Below are 19,376 nucleotides of genomic sequence, written 5' to 3'. Positions count from 1 at the left end.
ACACGAAGGCTAAATCAGCCTTTTGGGCAAGAAAAAAGGGTTCCGGCAAGCTGCCGAAACCCTTTGATTTCTTGTGGTGGAGCTGAAGAGAATTGAACTCTTGGCCTCTTGAATGCCATTCAAGCGCTCTCCCAACTGAGCTACAGCCCCACGCTGCGAGGAAGTCCTTTTGATAAATCTGGCCCTGGAAGTCAAGCGTGAATTTGCCGGAGGTGGAATTTTTTTCGGACGCTGTCCGGAAAGGCTGGAATTACAGGCGCTGCGGGGAACGGTCTTGGGCGGCCCTGGTTCCCTCATGGTTCGCCGGGCCAGGCCGGGCCGGGCCGCGAGGTGCGGTCCGGCCCGGCAGGGGGGGCATGGGGCAGGTGGAGGAGGTACCCGCGCCGGGGCTAGGGGCGCACGAAGACCCGGTTGAGGTGGGCGGCCGCCATCATGTTCGAGGCCTGGGTGGCGGCGTCCAGGATGTCGGACTGGCGCCAGCCCATTTCGATCAAGGCGTCGATGTCCGCGCGGGTGACGGATTCGGGCGCCTCCATGCTCTTGGTCACGAAGGCGAGCAGGGCGGCCTCGGTCTCGTCCAGCGGCGTCTCGGACGGCTTGCAGGACAGGGAGGCGATCTCGGCCTCGCTCATGCCCTGGGCGCGCAGCAGGGCGGCGTTGAAGATGGAGCAGGGCGCGTAGCCGATGCGCTCGGAGACCACGTAGCGGATGGAGGCGAGCAGGGCGGGGGAGAGGCGGTCGTGGCCGCGGAAGTAGCCGATGGTCTGCATCTGGCGCTCCATGAGGCCCGGGCTCGCGCTCATGAGCTGCAGAGGCACGGGGATGTCGATCTGCGCCGGGATGGCGTTGAAGATCTCGGCCACGGTTCCCTGCGCGGTCTCGCGCGTCTGGGTGTCGAGCAGAAACATGGATGACTCCTTGGTTCGGGTTCTGCCGGTAGTAGACCGGTCGTCTTGGGCCTTGTCCGAAAAAATCGCGCCGTACGTCGGCGCGGCAAGCAGCAGCGCGGCGAACGGCGCTTTGTCCGCTCCGTCTAGCCCGCGGGCTCGGCTCTGTCGCTCTTCTGCTGCCCGGCCGCGCCGTTCCCGGGGACCGGCATGCCGAGGAGGCTTCCGCAGACGAGCCTCTCGAAGCGCAGCAGGGGCTCCACGTTCTTCTGGGTCTTCATGCGCAGGATGGCGCCCTCCCAGGCGTCCATGACGAAGGCCGCGGTATCGTCCGGGTCGAGCCCGGCGGGCAGGTCGCCGCGCTCGGCCGCCTCGCGCAGCAGGCCCGCGATGCGTTCGGACATGGCGTCCAGGCTGCCCTGCAGGCTCTTGCGCATCTCGGGCGAGAGGTCCGCGAGCTCCTGGGCCAGGTTGCCGAAGGGACAGCCGCGCTCGCAGCCCCAGTCCGCGAAGCGCCCGCGCACGCCCGCGAAGAAGTTCCGCAGGCGGTCGAGCGGCGGAACGGACGCGTCCGCGAGCAGCCTGCCGCTCGCCGCGGCCGAGGCGGCGCGGTAGTGCTCGATGAGCGCCAGGCCGAAGGCTTCCTTGCTCGGGAAATAGAAGTAGAACGAGCCCTTGGGCACGCCCGCGGCGTCCAGGATCTCCTTGATCCCGGTGTTGTTGAACCCCTGGCGGTGGACCAGCTCGGCCCCGGCGTCCAGGATGGCCTGGCGTGCGTCGCGTTTCATGGGGCGAGAAATAGACCGGTCGTCTAGTGGTGTCAAGAGAGAAAATGGAACGGGCGCGCAACGGGCGCGGAGGGGGCGGAGGCGCGGAGGGGGCGGAGGCGCGGAGGGGGCGGAGGCGCGGAGGGGGCGGAGGCGCGGAGGGGGCGGAGGCGCGGAGGGGGCGGAGGCGCGGAGGGGGCGGAGGCGCGGAGGGGCGGGCAGAGGGCGGGCCGGACGGCGCGGCTGGGGATGGCACGAGCGGGACGACGCGGCACGGGACGGTGCTGACGAGACGCCGCTGACGGGACGCCGCAGACGGGATGCCGCAGACGGGATGCCGCAGACGGGACGCCGCGGTGCGGCACAGGGGGCGGTTTCACGGCGGCGTCACCGGATCGCGACGATGCCGATGGGGGAAGGGGCCCTGATCTCCTGCTGAAAACGAAGGTTCTGATGCAGCGTGCGCGCCCCTTCATCCCGACTTCCCTTGTTCCGCTTCCGGACCGCTCCGCATCCCCCTATCGCGTTGATTCCCGGGCCGATTGCCCGTAGAGTCCGGCCCATGCTCGCGCTCCTCGCACGTCTCGCCGCAAAGCTCGCCTGGGTGGCCGTGGTCTTCTTCGGCATCACCCTGGTCAGCTTCTGGGTCATCCATCTGGCCCCGGGCTCACCCACGGACCTGCAGACCGAGCTGAACCCCCAGGCCTCGGCGGGCGCTCGCGAGCGGCTCGCCAAGCTCTACGGCCTGGACCGGCCGCTGCACGTGCAGTACGCGGACTGGCTCGGCCATCTCGCGCGCCTGGACTTCGGCCGCTCGCTCGGCAGCGACCGCCGCCCGGTCTGGGACAAGATCAAGGAACGGCTGCCGCTGACCTTCGGCATGAACGTGGCCGCGCTCATCCTCACCCTGGCCCTGGCCGTGCCCATAGGCGTGGCCTCGGCGCGGCGGCAGGGCAGCGCCTTCGACAAGGCCATGACCGTCTTCGTCTTCATCGGCTTCGCCATGCCCGGCTACTGGCTGGCGCTGCTGCTCATGTACTGGCTCGGCATCGTCTGGCCCGTGCTGCCCATCTCCGGCATGTCCAGCCTCGGGGCGGAGGACATGGCGTTCTGGCCGCGCATGCTGGACATCGCCCGCCACCTGACCCTTCCCATCTTCATCTACACCTTCGGCTCCCTCGCGGGCCTTTCGCGCTTCATGCGCGCCAGCATGCTCGAGGTCCTGCGCCAGGACTTCATCCTCACGGCGCGCGCCAAGGGGCTGCCCGAGCGCCTGGTCATCTGGCGCCACGCGCTCAGGAACGCGCTCCTGCCGGTCATCACCATCCTCGGCCTGTCCGTGCCCGGGCTCATCGGCGGCAGCGTGATCATCGAGTCCATCTTCGCCCTGCCGGGCCTGGGCCAGCTCTTCTACCAGGCGGTCATGGCGCGCGACTACCCGCTGATCATGGGCAACCTCGTGCTCGGCGCGCTGCTCACCCTGGCGGGCAACCTCCTGGCCGACGCGGGCTACGGCCTGGCCGACCCGCGCGTGCGCAGCTCCGGCCACGCCGGAGGAGGGGCCTGATGGAAGGAGGCGTCGGATGGGCCTCTTGATGCCCACGGCGGGCCGCTCCGGCCTCTCGCCCTATGGCTTCCTCGCGCGCTTCCTGCCGCGAAACGGCCTCTTCCTCACCGGGCTCTCCATCGTGCTCGGCATGTCCGTCCTGGCCCTGCTGGCCCCGCTCATCGCGCCCTACAGCCCCACGGCCATCAACGCCGACGCGCTGCTCCAGGCGCCCTCGCTGCACCACCTGCTGGGCACGGACGCGCTCGGCCGCGACGTCTTCACGCGCATGCTCTACGGCGCGCGCGTCTCGCTGTGGGTCGGCTTCGTGGCCGTGGGCCTGGCCGTGGCCATCGGCCTGGCGCTCGGGCTGGTGGCGGGCTACGCGGGCGGGCTCACGGACGAGGTCATCATGCGCGGCGTGGACGTCATGCTCTGCTTCCCGTCCTTCTTCCTCATCCTCGCGGTCATCGCCTTCCTGCAGCCCTCGCTGCTGAACATCATGGTCGTCATCGGCCTGACCTCGTGGATGGGCGTGGCCCGCCTCGTGCGGGCCGAGACCCTGTCGCTGCGCGGCCGCGACTACGTGCTCGCGGCGCGGGTGGCGGGCGCGGGCCCGTCGCGCATCCTGCTCAGCCACATCCTGCCCAACGCCATCGCGCCGGTACTCGTCTCGGCCACCCTCGGCGTGGCCGGGGCCATCCTCGTGGAGTCCTCGCTCTCCTTCCTGGGGCTCGGCGTGCAGCCGCCGAATCCCAGCTGGGGCAACATCCTCATGGAGGGCAAGGACGTGCTCGAGATCGCGCCCTGGCTCTCGGTCTTCCCGGGCCTCGCCATCCTGGTCACGGTGCTCGGCTACAACCTCCTGGGCGAGTCGCTGCGCGACATCCTGGACCCGCGCCTGAAGCGCTGAGGACGCGGGCTCCATGAAGATCTGCCTGGTCGCGTCGCGCTATCTCGAGGGACCGCTGCGCGAGCTGGGCCACGAGGTGCTGCTGCTCTCCCCGCCGCTGGACGGCGCCCCCTTCTTCGACCTGCCCCGCGCCCTGGCCGAGGCCCGCTTCGCGCCCGAGCTCGTGGTGCACCAGGAGAACCTCTCCCACCGCGTGCTCTGCACCGGCCTCGAGGAGGTCGCCTGCCCGAAGATCTTCTGGTCGCTGGACACGCACCTGAACGCTTGGTGGGTCACGGACTACGGCCGCTGCTTCGACGGCGTGCTGACCACCCAGCCGGACTGGGTGGGGTATCTGCGCGCGGCCGGGCTTTCGCGCGTGGGCGTGCTCTCGTGGTTCGGGGCGCGGCTGCCGTTTTCCCCGCACGACGGGCGCGACGTGCCCGTGGCCTTCGTGGGCCGCCTCTCGCCCGCGCGGCTGCCGCGCACCTGGATGACCGGGATGCTGGCCGCGCGCTTCGCCGCGCGCATCGAGTCGGACATCCCGGTGGCCGAGGTCCTGCCGCTCTACTGCCGCACGCGCGTGGCGCCCAACGAATCGATCCTCGGCGAGATCAACATCCGCCTCTTCGAGACTGCCTCGGCGGGCTGCTGCGTCGTGGGCCAGGACCTGGGCGGGGCGCAGGCCGCGTTCTTCGAGCCCGGCCGCGAGATGCTGCTCTACCGCGACGGCCTCGAGCTCGCCGCCGTCGTGGAGAGGCTGCGCAACGACCCCGCGCAGAGCGAGAGGCTCGGCCGCGCGGCCTGGGCGCGCGTGCAGGCCGAGCACCTGCCCGTGCACCGCGCGCACGGCCTGCTGGATTTCGCCAAGGGGCTTGCCGCGGGCGGCGCGGCCACGGGGGAGGAGGCGCGCCGCGCCTTCTGGTGCGCGGCCGCTCGCCTGGCCCTGGCCGGGCGCCTGCCGCTTCGCCCGGCCGCCTGCGAGGAGCCCTTGGCCCTGCTCGCGGCCGGTCCGGAGCCGGCCGGGCTGCTGCTGCGCCTGCTCCTGGCGCGCGAGGAGCACGAGGGGGTGACGCGCCTCCTGGCCGAGTCCCTGGCCCGGGGAGCCCATGCCGGGAACGTGGAGTTCGACCTGACCGCCTCCACCGCGGCCCTGCGCCTGGGCGAGAAGGGCACCGCGCGCCTCTTCCTGATGCGCCACCTGGAGGCGACGGGAATGCAGGCGGAGCAGGGGGGGCATGACCGCCCTCACGCGCATCACCACGCCCATCACCACGTTCCGCAGCACGTGCCGCACGACCCGCCCGGCCTGCTCAAGGCCTGGGCCAGGCTGCTGCACGGGCAGGGGCGCACCGCCACGCCCGGCATCTCCTTCGACCCGGAGCGCGACGTTCCCGCCTCGGCCTCCGAGTGCCTGGCCTGGGCGCTCTCCCTGGACGAGACGGACATGGAGAGCGCGCGCCTCCTCGACCTCTGGCTCGAGCCCGTGCCCGGCATGGAGGGGCTGCGCCTGGGCTGGCTCTCCATGCTGGCGCTTCACGAGCGAGCCGACTGGCGCCATCCGCTGCGCCTGGGGCTCCTGAACCTGCGCTGCTTCCGCCTGGAGGAGGGGATCGGGGAGCTGGCCCAGGCCCGCGACCTCGCGGCCGCCGCCGGTCGCGCGCGTCTCTTCGCCGCCGCCGTGGCCGCGGCCGACACCACGGGCGCCATCCGGCAGGCGCTCGGACTCCCGGGCTGATCTTCCTCTTCCCGACCGCTCCCGCTGAACCACCCTTATCCTTGTTCTACGTTTCGTATTACGACCTATCATGTCGTATTTTCAGGATTAATGGTAAAAATCTTGCTTTTTGGTCCGCTTCTTCGCTATATGCTGGACCAATCCGCCCTGCCGGGCGACATCCTGTTTCGGAGGACTCCCGACATGACCCGCAAGGACCGCACCGAAGGCATCTTTTCGCGCCGCGAGGTGCTCGACGAATCCGAGCGCAAGCAGTTCTACCTGCTGCAGCTGAAGGACCTGCTCTCCTACGCCTACCGCTACTCGGAGGACGTGAAGAAGCGCTTCGACCGCGCGCAGTTCCAGATCGAGAAGTTCAAGTCCCTCTCGGACCTGAAGCACATCCCGATCCTCAAGAAGAAGGAGCTCATCTTCCTGCAGTCCATGGGCCCCCGCCTGGGCGGGCTCCTGACCAAGGACCTGGGCGAGCTGCGCCGCGTCTTCCTCTCGCCTGGCCCCATCTTCGATCCCGAAGACCGCCACGACGACTACTGGGGATGGACCGAGGGCTTCTACGCCACGGGCTTCCGCACCGGCGACGTGGTCCAGATCACGCTGCCCTACCATCTTTCCCCGGCCGGGCTCATGTTCGAGGAGCCGCTGAAGAACCTGGGCTGCGCCGTGGTGCCCACGGGCCCGGGCCAGACCTCCACGCAGCTCGACATCATGCAGAAGCTGCGCGTGACCGGCTACGTGGGCTCGCCCTCCTATCTCCTGCACCTGGCCCAGAAGGCCGAGGAGTCGGGCATCAACCTGCGCAAGGACATGTTCATGGAGGTCGCCTTCGTCACGGGCGAGAAGTTCTCCGAGAAGATGCGCAACCAGATCGAGAAGAAGTTCGACTGCATCATGCGCCAGGGCTACGGCACAGCGGACGTGGGCTGCATCGGCTACGAGTGCTTCCACAAGACCGGGCTTCACATCGCCAACCGCTGCTACGTGGAGATCTGCCACCCGGACACCGGCATCCCGCTCAAGGACGGCGAGGTCGGCGAGATCGTGGTCACGGCCTTCAACAAGACCTACCCCCTGATCCGCCTGGCCACCGGCGACCTCTCCTACATCGACCGCACCCCCTGCCCCTGCGGCCGCACCACGCCGCGCCTGGGCAACATCGTGGGCCGCGTGGACACCACTGCCCGCATCATGGGCATGTTCGTCTACCCGCACCAGGTGGAGCAGGTCATGGCCTCCTTCGAGGAGGTCAAGCGCTGGCAGATCGAGGTCACCAACCCCGAGGGCATCGACGAGATGACGCTGTTCATCGAGGCCACCGGCTTCAAGCGCGAGGAGGAGCTGCTGCACACCTTCCGCGAGAAGATCAAGCTGCGTCCCAAGCTCAAGGTCCTGGAGCCCGGCACCCTGCCGCCCCAGATCCGTCCCATCGAGGACAAGCGCAAGTGGGACTAGGTCCGCGGCCCGCGCGGGCTGCGGCAGATCGCGCCGCCTGTCCGGCCCCCTCGCGGGGCCGGGCGGGAGGACGCGGACGCGGCGGGGCGAGCCCGGCCGTCTGGGGGACCGCTTGGTCCGGCCAGGCCGCCTGAAGCCCGCCCCCCGATTTCCCAAGGAGATGCCATGCGCATCGCACTGCTTCTGACCCTCTGCCTCCTGGCCCTGTCCGGCTGCGCCGGGCGGCAGGCTCCCCCGGCCGGACCCGCTCCGGCGCCCCTTCCTCCCGCAGGCACGCTGCTCGATTCCTCGGGCAGGCCCATCGACGAGGCCGAGTTCACGGCCCTCGCGGCCAAGGCCGACGTGATCCTGCTCGGCGAGACGCACGACAGCGCCTGTGACCACGAGCAGCAGGCGAGGCTTCTCAGGCTCATGTCCGGCCCGTGGGCCACGACCCAGGCCCCGGCCGTGGGGCTCGAGATGGTCCCCTACACGGGACAGGAGGCGCTCACCCGCTTCAACCGGGGAGAGACGTCGCTGGCCGACCTGCCGCAGGCGCTCGACTGGGAGGAGGTCTGGGGCTACCCCTTCGATCTGTACGAGCCCGTCTTCGCCGCGGCCAGGGAGCTGGACCTTCCGGTCTACGGCCTGAACGCGCCGCATTCCGTGGTGCGCGCCGTGGCCCACAAGGGGCTTTCCGGGCTTTCGCCCGAGGAGCGCGCGCTCCTGCCGCAGAAGATCATCGCGCCCGAGCAGGCGCAGCTGGACGAGCTGCGCGAGGTCTTCTCCATGCACGGCGCCATGCGCGGTGCCGGAGGCACGGACGACGATGCCGCCATGAAGAAGGCCATGGAAGCGCGCTTCAACCGCTTCGCCGAGGCCCAGTCCGTGTGGGACACGACCATGGCCAAGGAGGCCCTGTCCGTGCACGCGGCCACGGGGCGGCCGGTGGCCGTGATCGCGGGCGGCGGCCACGTGGAGAACGGCTGGGGCATCGCTCACCGCCTCCACGTGCTCGCGCCCGAGGTCCGCGTGCTCCTGGTCATGCCCTGGCGCGGCGACGGCGCAATCCCCAGCGGCTACGCGGACGTGCTCTACGTCTGTCCCCTCGTGCACCGCTTCCGCCTGGGCATGACGCTCCGGCAGGAGGGCGGCCGGGTGGTGGTCCAGGAGGTCGCGCCCGATTCGCTCGCCGCGCGTGCCGGGCTCACGGTTGGGGACGTGGTCACGCGGGCTGGGGACGAACCGGTCTCCGGCATGGGCGACCTGCACGCCGCGGGCTTCGCCGCCGTGCGCGACAGGAAGCCCCTGCGCCTCACGGTGGAGCGCGGCGGGAAGAGCGTGCCCGTGAGCATCGACCTGCCGCCCATGGGCCGGCCCTGAGCGGAATGCGGGCGGGGACCCCGAGCAATGCCTGAACTTCCCGAAGTGGAGACCATAGCCCGCGGCCTCGCGCCCGAGCTCATCGGGCAGCGCATCGTCGCGGCCGAGGTGCGCGGCGCCAAGGCCGTGGGCGGCGACGCGGCGCTCTTCACGGCCCGTGTCGTGGGCCGCGCCGTCGAGGGCGTGCACCGGCGCGGCAAGATGCTCCTGCTCGACCTGGACGTGCCGAGGGAAAAGGAGGGCGGCCTCTTCCTGGCCGTGCACCTGAAGATGACCGGCCGCCTCTGGGTGCCGCCCGAGGGGACCGGGCCCGACGTCCATACCCATGTGGTGATGCGGCTTTTAAACGGCCGCGAGCTCCATTTCCGCGACGTGCGCAAGTTCGGCTGGTGCCGCTGCCTGACCGGCGACGAGCTCGCTGCCATGCCCTTTTTCCGCACCCTGGGGCCGGAGCCGCTGGAGATCGGGCCGGAGGAGTTCCTTGCCCGGCTCGAGGGGCGGCGCGGCAGGATCAAGGCGCTTTTGCTGGACCAGAAGGTGGTCGCGGGCATCGGCAACATCTATGCGGACGAGGCCCTGTTCCGGGCCGGGATCAGGCCCGAGGCGCGCGCGGACGCGCTCTCGGCCGCGCGCCTGCGCCGCCTCTTCGCCGAGGTGCAGGAGGTCCTGCGCCAGGGAATCCGGGAGAACGGCGCGAGCATCAGCGACTACCGCGACGCGCGCGGCGATGCCGGGGCGTTCCAGAACAGCTTCCGCGTCTACGGCCGCGGCGGAGAGCCCTGCGTGGCCTGCGGGGGGCGGCTTCGCGCCGTGACCGTCGCGGGCCGCACGAGCACCTATTGCCCCCGCTGCCAAAAAGGGTAGAGGAGGGGCATGCATACCATACACGGCATCCGTTTCCGCCTTCTTTCTCCGCTGTTCCTCTTCCTCGTCCTGCTCATACCCGGCACCCCGGCCCTGGCAGGGGACGCGGCCCCGGCGGCCGCGCCCAAGGCCAAGGCCGCGAACCCGGCCCGTCCGGTTCTCACGAGCGAGCCCTGCGGCGGCGTGGACGCGTATCTTGCCCGGCTCGAGCCCACGGGGCAGGTGGCCAAGCACATCTTCGAGCGCACCTACCGGGAGCGCGCGCGCAAGGTGCGCGACGTGGCCGCGGTCCTGAAGGATCTCGCCGCCACCGGCGCCTCGTGGAAGGCCGTGCAGCAGGATTTCTGCGACGGCAGGCTGGATGCGGTGCGCACGGCCCTGGCGGGCGCCGCGGCGGGCGACAAGAGCGGCGACGTCCTCTTCGCCCTGGGAGGCGTGGCTTATCTCGCGCGCGACTATTCCGCCGCCGCCCATGCCTACGCGCAGGCCCTGGCCCTCGACCAGGAGTCGCCGCGCTTCCTCGAGGCCGTGGCCGAGATGCACTATCTTGTCGACGACTACGGCCTGGCCGCCTCGCTCTTCTCCAAGGCCTGGCGGAGCGAGGAGAAGCTGCACGGGGCGACCGCCTTCGCCGCCGAGCTGGCCGAGTGGGTGGGCGACACCCATCTGGCCGCGGGCGACGACGCCTTCGCCGCGCAGGTCTACACCGAGGCCGCGGCCATGTACGACCAGGTCCTGGGCACGTCCTCGCCCGAGAGCGGCACGGCCCGGGCCAAGATCGGCACCGCGCTCATCGGCGCGGGCAAGCTCGACGACGCGGAGTCCGCCCTGCGCGCCGCCCTGTCCGTGTTCGTCAAGGGCTACGGCCCGGACAACCCCCTGGTGGCCGAGACACTGCGCTCCCTGGGGCTCGTGCGCGACATGCGCAAGGAGTACAAACAGGCCGAGGAGCTCTACGCCTCGGCCCTGGTCTCGGCGGCCAACTGGTACGGCCTGGACTCCCCGGATCTCGCGCCCTACATGGCCTCGATCGGCGCTGTGCGCACCCGGCTGGGCAACTACGACTCGGCCCTGGAGATCCTGCGCGACGCCCGCGCCTCGGCCGTGAAGCTCTACGGCGAGAAAAGCCCCCGGATCGGAGAGATCGACGAGCTGATCAAGCAGGCCAAGGACGCCAAGGCCAACGCGGCCAAGGACGCCAAGGACGCCAAGGGCGACGCGGCCAAACAGTAGTCCGCCGCTCTTCGGCATCGTCTTTTGAAACGCGAGCGGCCGCCGCGCATTCCTGCGCGGCGGCCGCTTTCCGTCTTTTAGTGTTGCCGCCGGGAGGCAGGCGGTCTCGGGAATGTCCGCCACCTCGCGCACCCGGGAGATGGGCAGGGCATGGCCTTCGTCCGCCTGGCCGAAGGTCGGGTGCTGCGCCGCGGCAGCGCTTCTGGGCGCGCCACCGTATGCCCCCCGGCGCGCGGCCGGGTTAGAAGCTCTCGAACTCCTCGTCCCCGCTTTCGGCGCCGAGGTCCAGGCGTATCCCCGAGGAGGCGGGCGAGGCGGCCGCTGCCAGGGCCTTTCGGGACCCGGGAGCAGCCGTCGGCCTGGCCTGGGCCGCGGGCTTGGCGCGAAGCGCCTTGCGGGCATGCGCGCCGTCGTTGTCCAGGCGGAAGAAGCCCATGGTCTGCTGCAGCTGCATGGCCTGGCTCGAGAGCTCCTCGGAGGTGGAGGCCATCTCCTCGGAAGAGGAGGCGTTCTGCTGTATGACCTGGTCGAGCTGCTGGATGGCCTTGTTGATCTGGGCGGCTCCGGCGTCCTGCTCGCTGCAGGCCGCGGCGATCTCCTGCACGAGCTCCGCGGTGCGCTTGATGTCCGGGACCATCTTGGTGATCATCTCGCCCGCGCGCTGGGCAACGGCAACGCTGTGGCCCGAGAGGTCGCTGATCTCGCCCGCGGCCTGGCCGCTGCGTTCGGCCAGCTTGCGCACCTCGGCCGCGACCACGGCGAAGCCCTTGCCGTGCTCGCCCGCCCGCGCCGCCTCGATGGCCGCGTTCAGGGCCAGCAGGTTGGTCTGGCGCGCGATCTCCTCGATGATCAGGATCTTCTCCGCGATCTGCTTCATGGCCCCGGCCGTCTCGGCCACGGCCTTGCCGCCGGACTCGGCGTCACCGGCGGACTGCAGGGCGATGCGCTCGGTCTGCTGGGCGTTCTCCGCGTTCTGGCGGATGTTGGCCGCCATCTGCTCCATGGAGCTCGAGACCTCCTCAACGGCCGAGGCCTGCTCCGTGGCGCCCTGCGAGAGGTTCTCCGCGGAGCCGGAGAGCTCTTCCGAGCCCGCGGCCACGTTCTCCGTGGCCGACTGCACGTTTGCGACCACGCCGCGCAGCCGGACGACCATCTCGTTGAGGCTCTTGGCCAGGGTGCCGATCTCGTCCTTCTGGTCGATCTGCAGGGTGCGGGTGAAGTCGCCCCCGGCCATGGCCTCGGCGAACTGAACGCCCATGAGCACGGGGCCGGTCACGGCCCGGGTGAGGACCAGGGCGATGCCGAGCCCGAGAAGAAGGGCGGCGGCGAGCACGGCGCAGATCTGCACGCGGGCCGTGGACATCTCGCCCTCCATCTTGGCCCTCTGGTCGTCGCGCGCCGTCTGGCAGACCTTCACTGCGTCGCGTGCCGCCTCGACCATGGCCTTTTCCGCCTCGGCCTGCAGCGCCGAACTGTCGGCAAAGCCCGCGAACAGGCTCCTGTACTTCTCCAGCGAGGCCAGCAGGGCCTTGCCGCGGGCGATGTTCTCGGGGGTGCGGAAGTGCTCGGTCAGATCCTGGGCCTTGGCGAGGACGTCGCCGGACTGACGCTCCGTGCTCTGCCTCAGCTCCGCCGTGCCCGAGGCGATGAACTCGCGGGATGCGAGGCGCGTGGCCAGAAAGCCCTTGACGATCCGGTTGGCCGCATCGGCCTTGGCGAGCTTGTCGTTCACCGCCGCGGTGTCCGCCTTGCCCTGGCCCATGATCGCGCTCAGCTCCTTTCTCTGGTCGGCTCGAATCTCCTCGGCCTGGCGCTGGGCCTCGGCGGCCTCGGCGACCATGCCCGCAAGGGCCTCCTCCTTCCCGGCCTCGAGCCGCACCATGCGGGTGAAGGCCTCGTGGTAGGCCGTCACGCTCTTTTCGACCCGATCCATCTGGGCCTTGTTCACCGGATCGGCGAACTTGTCCCTGGCCGTGGCGACCTGCGTGAGCATCCCGGCGACGATGTCGTCCACCCGTTTGGCGTAGGCGGCGTCCCGGCGGATGATGAAGTCCTTTTCCTGGCGCCTGGCCTCGAGCATGTCCTTGACCAGGCGGTTGACGTTCTCCGCCTTGCCGACCCTGTCCGCCACGCCGGAGAGGCTGCTGAGCCCCACGGCGGAAACCGCCGCCGTGAGCAGCAGGACCAGGGAGAAGCCCAGCAGCAGCTTGGTGCGCAGCTTCATGTTCTTGAGCATGACCGTCCTTCCTCGTGCGCGCCTTGGCGCGGTTGAGCCTGCGGATTCGGATCGCCGGACGTGGCAGGCCGGTTGCCCCCGGGACGGCCGTTTGGCTCGGCCGCCGGGGAGGCGAAGTGCGTCCGGTTGCGTTGACCGATTTTCTGTTCAGTATGGCATCGTTTTTTTTCTGGCAACCGACGGAAAATTCAGACCACCAAGCTCAGCTATAAACGTTAATAGGCTGTTACAAAAAGAAAAAATATTTTCTGATGTTTCGATCTCTGCAATTTGATGTCTGATGATTTTTCAGGCGCCGTATATTTTTTTCAGAACAATGGCCTGCAATGACCGATATGTCCCTCGCGGACTGGGCCGTTTTATGAATAGCCGTTCGGGGCTTCGATCCTGCAAAGGCCGCTCCGGCCGGGAGGGGCATCTTGCGGGGGCGATGGGGCTGTGGCAGTATGCCGCCCCGAAGGAGCATTCCGCCCCCCCGATGTCCACCCATTCCCGCACCATCGCGAAAAACGCCGCCGTCGTCGGCCTGGCCACGCTGCTCTCGCGCGGGCTCGGCTTCGTGCGCGACCTCGTCACCGCCTTCGCCCTTGGCGCAGGCTGGATGGCCGACGCCTTCTTCGTGGCCTTCCGGCTGCCGAACCTGCTGCGCTCGCTCTTCGCCGAGGGCTCCCTGACCATGGCCTTCATCCCGGTCTTCACGCGGCTGCGCGAGGAGCACGGCGAGGAGGCGGCCTTCGCCCTGGCGCGCTCGGTGCAGATGTGGCTCTTCGTGGTCGTGGGCGGCATCTGCCTGCTGGCCGTGCTCCTGGCCCGGCCGCTCTCCGGCCTCATCGCCCCGGGCTTCCTCGACTCGCCCGAACAGTTCGACCTGACCGTGCGCCTCGTGCGCATCTGCTTCCCCTACATCCTGCTCGTCTCGGCCATGGCGCTGTGCATGGGCATCCTGAACTCCATGGGCCATTTCCTGACCCCGGCGCTCGGCCCCTGCGCGCTGAACGTGGCCCTCATCTCGGCCGCGCTCATCGGCTACTACTGCGGCGGCAACGTGGCCGTGGCCCTGGCCTGGGGCGTCCTCGCCGCGGGCGTGCTGCAGTGGACCATGCAGCAGCCCGCCATGTACTCTCGGGGCTTTCGCTGGCGCGGGGAGTGGTCCTGGCGCCATCCGGGCGTGGGCCGCGTGGCGCGGCTCATGCTGCCCACGGTCATCGGCGCGGCCGTCTACCAGATCAACATCCTGCTCTCCACGCTGCTCGCCTCCTTCCTGCCCACGGGCAGCGTCTCCTACCTCTATTACGCCGACCGGCTGGTGCAGTTCCCGCTCGGGGTCTTCGGCGTGGCCGTGTCCACCGCCGCGCTGCCGAGCCTGGCGCGCCTGGCCGCGGCCGGGATGAACGAGGATTTCACCGAGGCGCTGGACACCTCTTTGGGCCTCACCACCTTCATCAGTCTGCCCTCGGCCGCCGGACTCATCGCCCTGGGCCACCCGATCATCGAGCTTCTCTTCAGGCGCGGGGCCTTCACCGGCCACGATGTGACCGCCACCGTGGCCGCGCTCGTGGCCTACGGCGCGGGCCTGCCCGCCGTGGCCCTGGTCAGGCCCTACGTCTCGGCCTTCTACGCCCGTGAGAACACGCGCATCCCCATGATCACGGCCTTCGTGAGCATGCTGTGCAACGTCACCCTGGGCTACGGCCTCATGCAGCACTACGCCCACGTGGGGCTGGCCGTGGCCGTGAGCGCGGCGGGCTACCTGAACGTGATCATCCTGGCCCTGCTCATGCGCCGCAAGACAGGCCGCGGCCCGCGCATCGGCCGCACCGTGGTCTGCTCGCTGCTGCTCTCGCTCGGCGTGGCCGGGGCCTGCCTGGGCAGCATCCACCTCGGCCTGGGCAAGTGGGCGCTCGCCCTCATCCCGGTCTGGGCGGTGCTCTACATTGTCTCGGCCTGGGCGCTGAAGCTCCCCGAGGCGCACCTCTTCGTCTCGCTGCTCGGCTCGCGCCTGCGCCGGAGACGGCAGTGAGCGACGACCCGAAACTCTGCCTGGAGCCTCCCGAGTCCCACGCCCGGGCGCGGTTTCCGCGCGGCCTGGCCCAGCCCCGGTCCGGCCATCGCTTCGCCCTGGACGCGCTGCTCCTGGCCGCCTTCGCGCACCGTGCCGCGCCCGCCTCCCCCTCGCGCGTGAAACGCCTCCTGGACCTCGGCGCGGGCACGGGACCCGTGGGGCTCGGCCTTCTGCTGCTGCGGCCCCGGCTCTCCCTGACTGCCCTGGAGCTGGACCCCCGGGCCGCCGCCTGCCTGGCGGAGAATGCCCGTCGCCTGGGCCTCTCCGACCAGGTCGCGACGGTCGAGGGCGATGTGCGGGAAATCCGCCAGATGCGGGAGATGCGGGAGATGCGGGAGATGCGCGAGATGCGCGAGATGCGTGGCCGCCTTGCGCCGGAGTCCTTCGACCTCGCGGTCTGCAACCCGCCCTGGCTGCGCAGGGGCAGGGGGCGCGTCTCGCCCGAGGCGGCGCGCGAGGCGGCCCGGGCCGAAGGCGGGGCCGGGCTCGCGGACTTCGTCGCGGCCCTGTCCTTCGCGCTCAGGGAGCGCGGCGCGGCCTGCCTGGCCGTGGCCGCAAACAGGCTGGCCGACCTCTACGCCGTCCTGCCCGACGCGCGGCTTGGCGCAAAGCGGCTCCTGCTGGTCCACCCCAGGCCCGCCGAGCCCGCCTGGCTGGCCCTGGTGCTGGCGCTGAAGAACGGCCGCCCGGGCCTCGCGGTGGATGCCCCGCTCGTGCTGCACGGCCAAGACGGCAGGGAGTACTCCGAGGCCGCCCGGACCTTCTGCCCCTGGCTCGCGGCCACGACCTGAGCCGAGAGGGAGTTTCGTTCCGAGCGGGGGCGCATTGCTTTTTCCCCCGGCCTCGGCCAAACTCGCCACACCATGCGTGCCCCCCTGCCCGAACCTCCCTTTTCCCGCCTTCCGGAAAGCCTGCGCGAGCCGCTGCTCGTGGGCGCCGCGGGCGCGCCGCGCCTGCTGACCCTGGCCGCGGGCGCCGGGAGCATGCCGGAGCTGGCCGCCGACCTGCGGCTGGCCGCCTTCGAGGCCGCGCCCTGCGACGCGCAGGCAGCCGCCGCGGCCCTGCCGCTCCTTTCGGGCACGCCCCTTGCCGCCTGGGCTGGGCGCTGCGCCGCGGCCAGGCCCCCGGTCAAGGGGCTGGCCTATTTCCAGCGCCTGCTCGAGCGCCGCGAGGGCGGCAAGCTCCTGGATTTCCTGGCCGCGCGCCTGGAAGAGACGCGCAAGGACGACCCCGGCGCCCCCTTCTGGATGGCCCAGGCCTGGCATTTCGGCCGTTTCGCGGCCCGGGCGGACTGGCTCGGCGAGGTCCTGGCGCCGCTCGTGGCGGCCGCGGAAGGCGGGGCCGGGCCGGTCTCCGCGCTGCTGGCCGCGGAACGGGCCCTGGCCGCCGGGGACTTCGCGGCCCTGGCCGGACTCGCCGCGGAGGCCATGACCTCCGGCGGCCGCTCCCTGCCCTGGCAGCGGCCGCGTCTGCTCCTGGCCGAGGCCTGCCTGCGCCTTGCCCGCCGCGAGGAAGGGCTCGGCCATCTCCTGGCCGCGCTGCGTGCCCGGCCCTGGGAGGCGAGGCTCTGGGCCAAGACCCACGACGCGGCAACGGGCTTCGACCAGGCCGTGGCCGCGCTGCCCGGTCCGCTCGCCGTGTGCTGCTACACCTGGAACAAGGCCGACGATCTTTCCGCCACGCTCGACGCGCTCCTGCCCGCTTTGCCTGCGGACGCGCTGCTCGCCGTCCTGGACAACGGCAGCGCGGACGAGACGCCGAACGTCCTGGCCCGGGCCGCCGCCGCGCTCGGCGACAGGCTCGTCTCGGTGCGCCTGCCCGTGAACGTGGGCGCGGCCGCGGCGCGCAACTGGCTGGCGAGCCTTCCCGAGGTCAGGGCACGCGATTTCGTCTGTTATCTGGATGACGACGCGCTGCTGCCGCCCGACGCCTTCGGCCGCCTGGGCGCGGCCGTGGCCGCCTGCCCCGAGGCATCGACCTGGGGCTGCAGGGTGGTGGACGCCGCGGCGCCCCACGTGGTGCAGCACGCCGACCTGCACGTGGCGCCGGACGGCGAGGGGCTCCGCTTCTCCACGGCCCACGGCCAGGAGCCGGACTGGGGCGGCCTGGCCTACCTGCGCCCCTGCGTCTCGGTCACGGGCTGCTGCCACCTGCTGCGCTCCTCCTCCCTGGCCGCGTCCGGCTTCGACATCCGCCTCTCGCCCTCGCAGTTCGACGACCTCGAGCGCGACCTCCGGCAGGCCGCTGCCGGAGGCTTCAGCTGCTACCAGGGGCACCTTAGCGTGCGCCACATGAAGTCCGCGGGCACCGCGGCACGGCTGGGCGGCGCGGCCGAGGCCAACGCCAGGGGCAACCGGGTGAAGCTCGAGGCCCTGCACCCCGCGGAAGAGATCGCGCGCATCCGCGATGCGGACCTACAGCGCCTCGAGGACGACCTTGCCGCCAAGGCCGCGCGGCTGGACGCGATCCTGGCGGAGAACGGAGCCATTGCATGACCTGTGAGAACACCTGCGAAGACGCCGTGCGCGACCTCGCGCCCTGCGGGCTGTCCTGCGCCCGCTGCCTGGCCTTCGTGGGCGGGCCCGTGCAGGAGCACGCCGCCGCGCTGCTGGACGCCCTGACCAATTTCGAGCGCCACGCCGGGCGCTTCGCGGCCTTCGATCCGGTCTTTGCCCACTACGGCGAGTTCCAGGCCCTGGCCGGGTGGTTCGCCAAGGGGCGCTGCCGCGGCTGCCGCTCGGGCGAGTGCCTGCACGGCGGCTGCCGCGTGGGCGCGTGCGCGCGGGAGAGGGGCGTGGACTTCTGCTTCCGGTGCGCGGACTTTCCCTGCGCGGATTCCGGGCTCGAGGAGCCGCTTCGCGCGCGCTGGATCGCCATGAACCGGGCCATGGCCGAGAAGGGGCCCGAAAACTTTCACCGTGAGTCTCTGACCAAGCCACGCTACTGATGCTGAAAAAGCTCATCCTCGAGAATTTCATGGCCCACGGCCGCACCGAGATCGAGCTCGGCGAAGGCCTGACCGTGCTCTCCGGCCCCAACAACGCGGGCAAGTCCGCGGTGGTGGAGGCCCTGCGCTGCCTTGCGACCAACCCCACGCCGCGCCACTACATCCGCCACGGCGCCAAGGAGGCGCGGGTCACGGCCGTGCTCGAGGACGACGTGCGCCTCACCTGGGTGCGCCGCGAGAAGTACGCGCTCTACGAGATAGTGCGCCCGGGGCAGGAGGAGCCCGAGACCTTCGCCAAGCTCGGCAAGTCCGGTGTGCCCGAGGAGGTGGCCGCGCTGCTGCGCCTCGAGCCAGTGGAGGTGGAGGGGCCGGAGCGCTTCATCGACGTGCACATCGGCAACCAGCGCGAGCCCATCTTCCTGCTCAACAAGTCGCCTTCGGTCCTGGCCTCGCTGCTCGCCTCCTCGTCCGAGGCCGCGCATCTGCTGGCCATGCAGCAGGCGCTTGCGGCCCGCGTGCGCGAGTCGAAGACCCGCGAGAAGTCCGTGCTTTCCCGCATGGCCGGGCTCGACGCCGGGCTCGCGGCCTTCACGCCCCTGCCGGAGCTCGCGCTTCGGGTGGAGGAGGCCGAGGCCATGCACCGCGCGCTTTCCGTGCGCCTTTCCGCCGTGCCGGGGCTGGCGCGCCTGTGCGCCTCCCTTCGCGGCCTCGCGGCCAGGCGCGGGGAGGGGCAGGGGAGACAGAAGGCCCTGGCCGGGCTCGAGGCGCCGCCCGCGCCCGCGCAGGTGCGGCCCCTGGCCGCGCTCGTGGCCGCGCGCCTGCGCCTGGACGCGGCGCGCGGCGAGGCCAGGGAGCGAAGCGGCGCCCTGGCGGGGCTGCTCCGTCCGCCCGAGCTTTCGGATACCGCCGGGGTGCGTCGCGCCCTGGCCGAGCTCGCGCGGCTTCGCGGCGCGCGCGGCAAGGCCGCTGTACGTAGCCGGGAGCTGGCGGAACTCGCCGCGCCGCCCGTGCTCGCGGACGCCGCGGGAGCGGCCAGGAGCGGGGCCGAGCTTCGCCGCCTGGCGGCCCGGCGCGCACGACTCGCCGCACGCATGGAAGCCCTTGCCGGGCTCGGCGAGCCGCCCGCGCCCGCCGTGCTCGCGCCCCTGGCCGAGCGGGCGGCGGGTCTTTCGCGGGCGCGCGCGGCAGTGGCCCGGGCCGCGGCCGCCTGCCAGCGCGCCGCCGCCGCCGAGAAGGCCTGCGAGGCGCGCGTGCGCGAGGCGCTCGCAACCGCGGGCGACTGCCCGCTCTGCGGCCACCGCCTGGACGCCGCCACCTTCCTCGGCCGCTTCGGCGAGGTGTCCGGGCCTGCCGGGAAGAACGGAGGAGGGGAGCGATGAACGAGACGACCCTT

Annotated in this window: 15 protein-coding genes and 1 tRNA gene; 12 read left to right on the top strand and 4 right to left on the bottom strand. The window is 71.1% G+C overall.

The features are described 5' to 3' along the window. Positions 1-74: 74 nt before the first annotated feature. The 3 genes from DSX2_RS16120 to DSX2_RS16110 form a co-directional block, all read right to left on the bottom strand. Positions 75-150, bottom strand: a tRNA-Ala gene (locus DSX2_RS16120). Between the two features lie 239 nt (positions 151-389). After that, the gene (locus DSX2_RS16115) at positions 390-908 is read right to left on the bottom strand and encodes a carboxymuconolactone decarboxylase family protein (RefSeq protein WP_020882065.1); all 519 of its coding nucleotides are present in this window, start codon (positions 906-908) and stop codon (positions 390-392) included. Between the two features lie 125 nt (positions 909-1,033). After that, positions 1,034-1,675: a TetR/AcrR family transcriptional regulator gene (locus DSX2_RS16110; RefSeq protein WP_020882064.1), complete on the bottom strand. Its 642-nt coding sequence runs from the start codon at positions 1,673-1,675 to the stop codon at positions 1,034-1,036. Between the two features lie 541 nt (positions 1,676-2,216). On the opposite strand from DSX2_RS16110, the gene DSX2_RS16105 reads away from it, so the two are divergent. The 7 genes from DSX2_RS16105 to DSX2_RS16075 all read left to right on the top strand — a co-directional run bounded on the left by DSX2_RS16105 (position 2,217) and on the right by DSX2_RS16075 (position 10,738). Then, positions 2,217-3,221: an ABC transporter permease gene (locus DSX2_RS16105; protein ID WP_020882063.1), complete on the top strand. Its 1,005-nt coding sequence runs from the start codon at positions 2,217-2,219 to the stop codon at positions 3,219-3,221. Between the two features lie 16 nt (positions 3,222-3,237). Continuing rightward, a complete protein-coding gene (locus DSX2_RS16100) occupies positions 3,238-4,113 on the top strand; it encodes an ABC transporter permease (RefSeq protein WP_020882062.1) in 876 nt (291 codons plus the stop codon). Positions 4,114-4,126: 13 nt separating this feature from the next. Continuing rightward, a complete protein-coding gene (locus tag DSX2_RS16095) occupies positions 4,127-5,830 on the top strand; it encodes a glycosyltransferase (RefSeq protein ID WP_020882061.1) in 1,704 nt (567 codons plus the stop codon). A gap of 183 nt (positions 5,831-6,013) precedes the next feature. Further along, positions 6,014-7,279, top strand: a complete 1,266-nt coding sequence (locus tag DSX2_RS16090) for a phenylacetate--CoA ligase family protein (protein ID WP_020882060.1) — start codon at positions 6,014-6,016, stop codon at positions 7,277-7,279. 165 nt (positions 7,280-7,444) lie between these two features. Continuing rightward, on the top strand, positions 7,445-8,641 hold the full coding sequence (locus DSX2_RS16085; RefSeq protein ID WP_020882059.1) for a ChaN family lipoprotein: 1,197 nt from the start codon (positions 7,445-7,447) through the stop codon (positions 8,639-8,641). Between the two features lie 27 nt (positions 8,642-8,668). Further along, complete coding sequence (gene mutM, locus DSX2_RS16080; RefSeq protein WP_020882058.1) at positions 8,669-9,505, top strand: bifunctional DNA-formamidopyrimidine glycosylase/DNA-(apurinic or apyrimidinic site) lyase; 837 nt, start codon at positions 8,669-8,671, stop codon at positions 9,503-9,505. A gap of 9 nt (positions 9,506-9,514) precedes the next feature. Next, complete coding sequence (locus DSX2_RS16075) at positions 9,515-10,738, top strand: tetratricopeptide repeat protein (protein ID WP_020882057.1); 1,224 nt, start codon at positions 9,515-9,517, stop codon at positions 10,736-10,738. A gap of 241 nt (positions 10,739-10,979) precedes the next feature. Here DSX2_RS16075 and DSX2_RS16070 read toward each other — a convergent pair whose 3' ends face one another. Further along, complete coding sequence (locus DSX2_RS16070; RefSeq protein ID WP_020882056.1) at positions 10,980-12,974, bottom strand: methyl-accepting chemotaxis protein; 1,995 nt, start codon at positions 12,972-12,974, stop codon at positions 10,980-10,982. A gap of 478 nt (positions 12,975-13,452) precedes the next feature. Here DSX2_RS16070 and murJ point away from each other — a divergent pair, with 478 nt between their 5' ends. The 5 genes from murJ (at position 13,453) to DSX2_RS16045 (ending at position 19,362) form a co-directional block, all read left to right on the top strand. Then, positions 13,453-14,994, top strand: a complete 1,542-nt coding sequence (murJ, locus tag DSX2_RS16065; protein WP_035043076.1) for a murein biosynthesis integral membrane protein MurJ — start codon at positions 13,453-13,455, stop codon at positions 14,992-14,994. Further along, positions 14,991-15,827 carry a methyltransferase gene (locus tag DSX2_RS16060; protein ID WP_020882054.1) on the top strand — a complete coding sequence of 279 codons (837 nt, stop codon included), beginning with the start codon at positions 14,991-14,993 and terminating at the stop codon, positions 15,825-15,827. Before murJ ends, DSX2_RS16060 begins: the two co-directional genes overlap by 4 nt. 72 nt (positions 15,828-15,899) lie before the next feature. Beyond that, positions 15,900-17,531 carry a glycosyltransferase gene (locus DSX2_RS16055; protein WP_020882053.1) on the top strand — a complete coding sequence of 544 codons (1,632 nt, stop codon included), beginning with the start codon at positions 15,900-15,902 and terminating at the stop codon, positions 17,529-17,531. After that, positions 17,528-17,983, top strand: coding sequence for a DUF3795 domain-containing protein (locus DSX2_RS16050; protein ID WP_020882052.1), 456 nt, complete (start codon positions 17,528-17,530; stop codon positions 17,981-17,983). The genes DSX2_RS16055 and DSX2_RS16050 overlap by 4 nt, the downstream gene beginning before the upstream one ends. Beyond that, a complete protein-coding gene (locus DSX2_RS16045; protein ID WP_020882051.1) occupies positions 17,983-19,362 on the top strand; it encodes an ATP-binding protein in 1,380 nt (459 codons plus the stop codon). Before DSX2_RS16050 ends, DSX2_RS16045 begins: the two co-directional genes overlap by 1 nt. Positions 19,363-19,376 lie beyond the last annotated feature (14 nt).

Source organism: Desulfovibrio sp. X2, assembly GCF_000422205.1.
Taxonomy (GTDB): domain Bacteria; phylum Desulfobacterota; class Desulfovibrionia; order Desulfovibrionales; family Desulfovibrionaceae; genus Alkalidesulfovibrio.
Note: the sequence above shows the minus strand (reverse complement) of the source record. Positions and strands in the feature narration are given on the sequence as shown.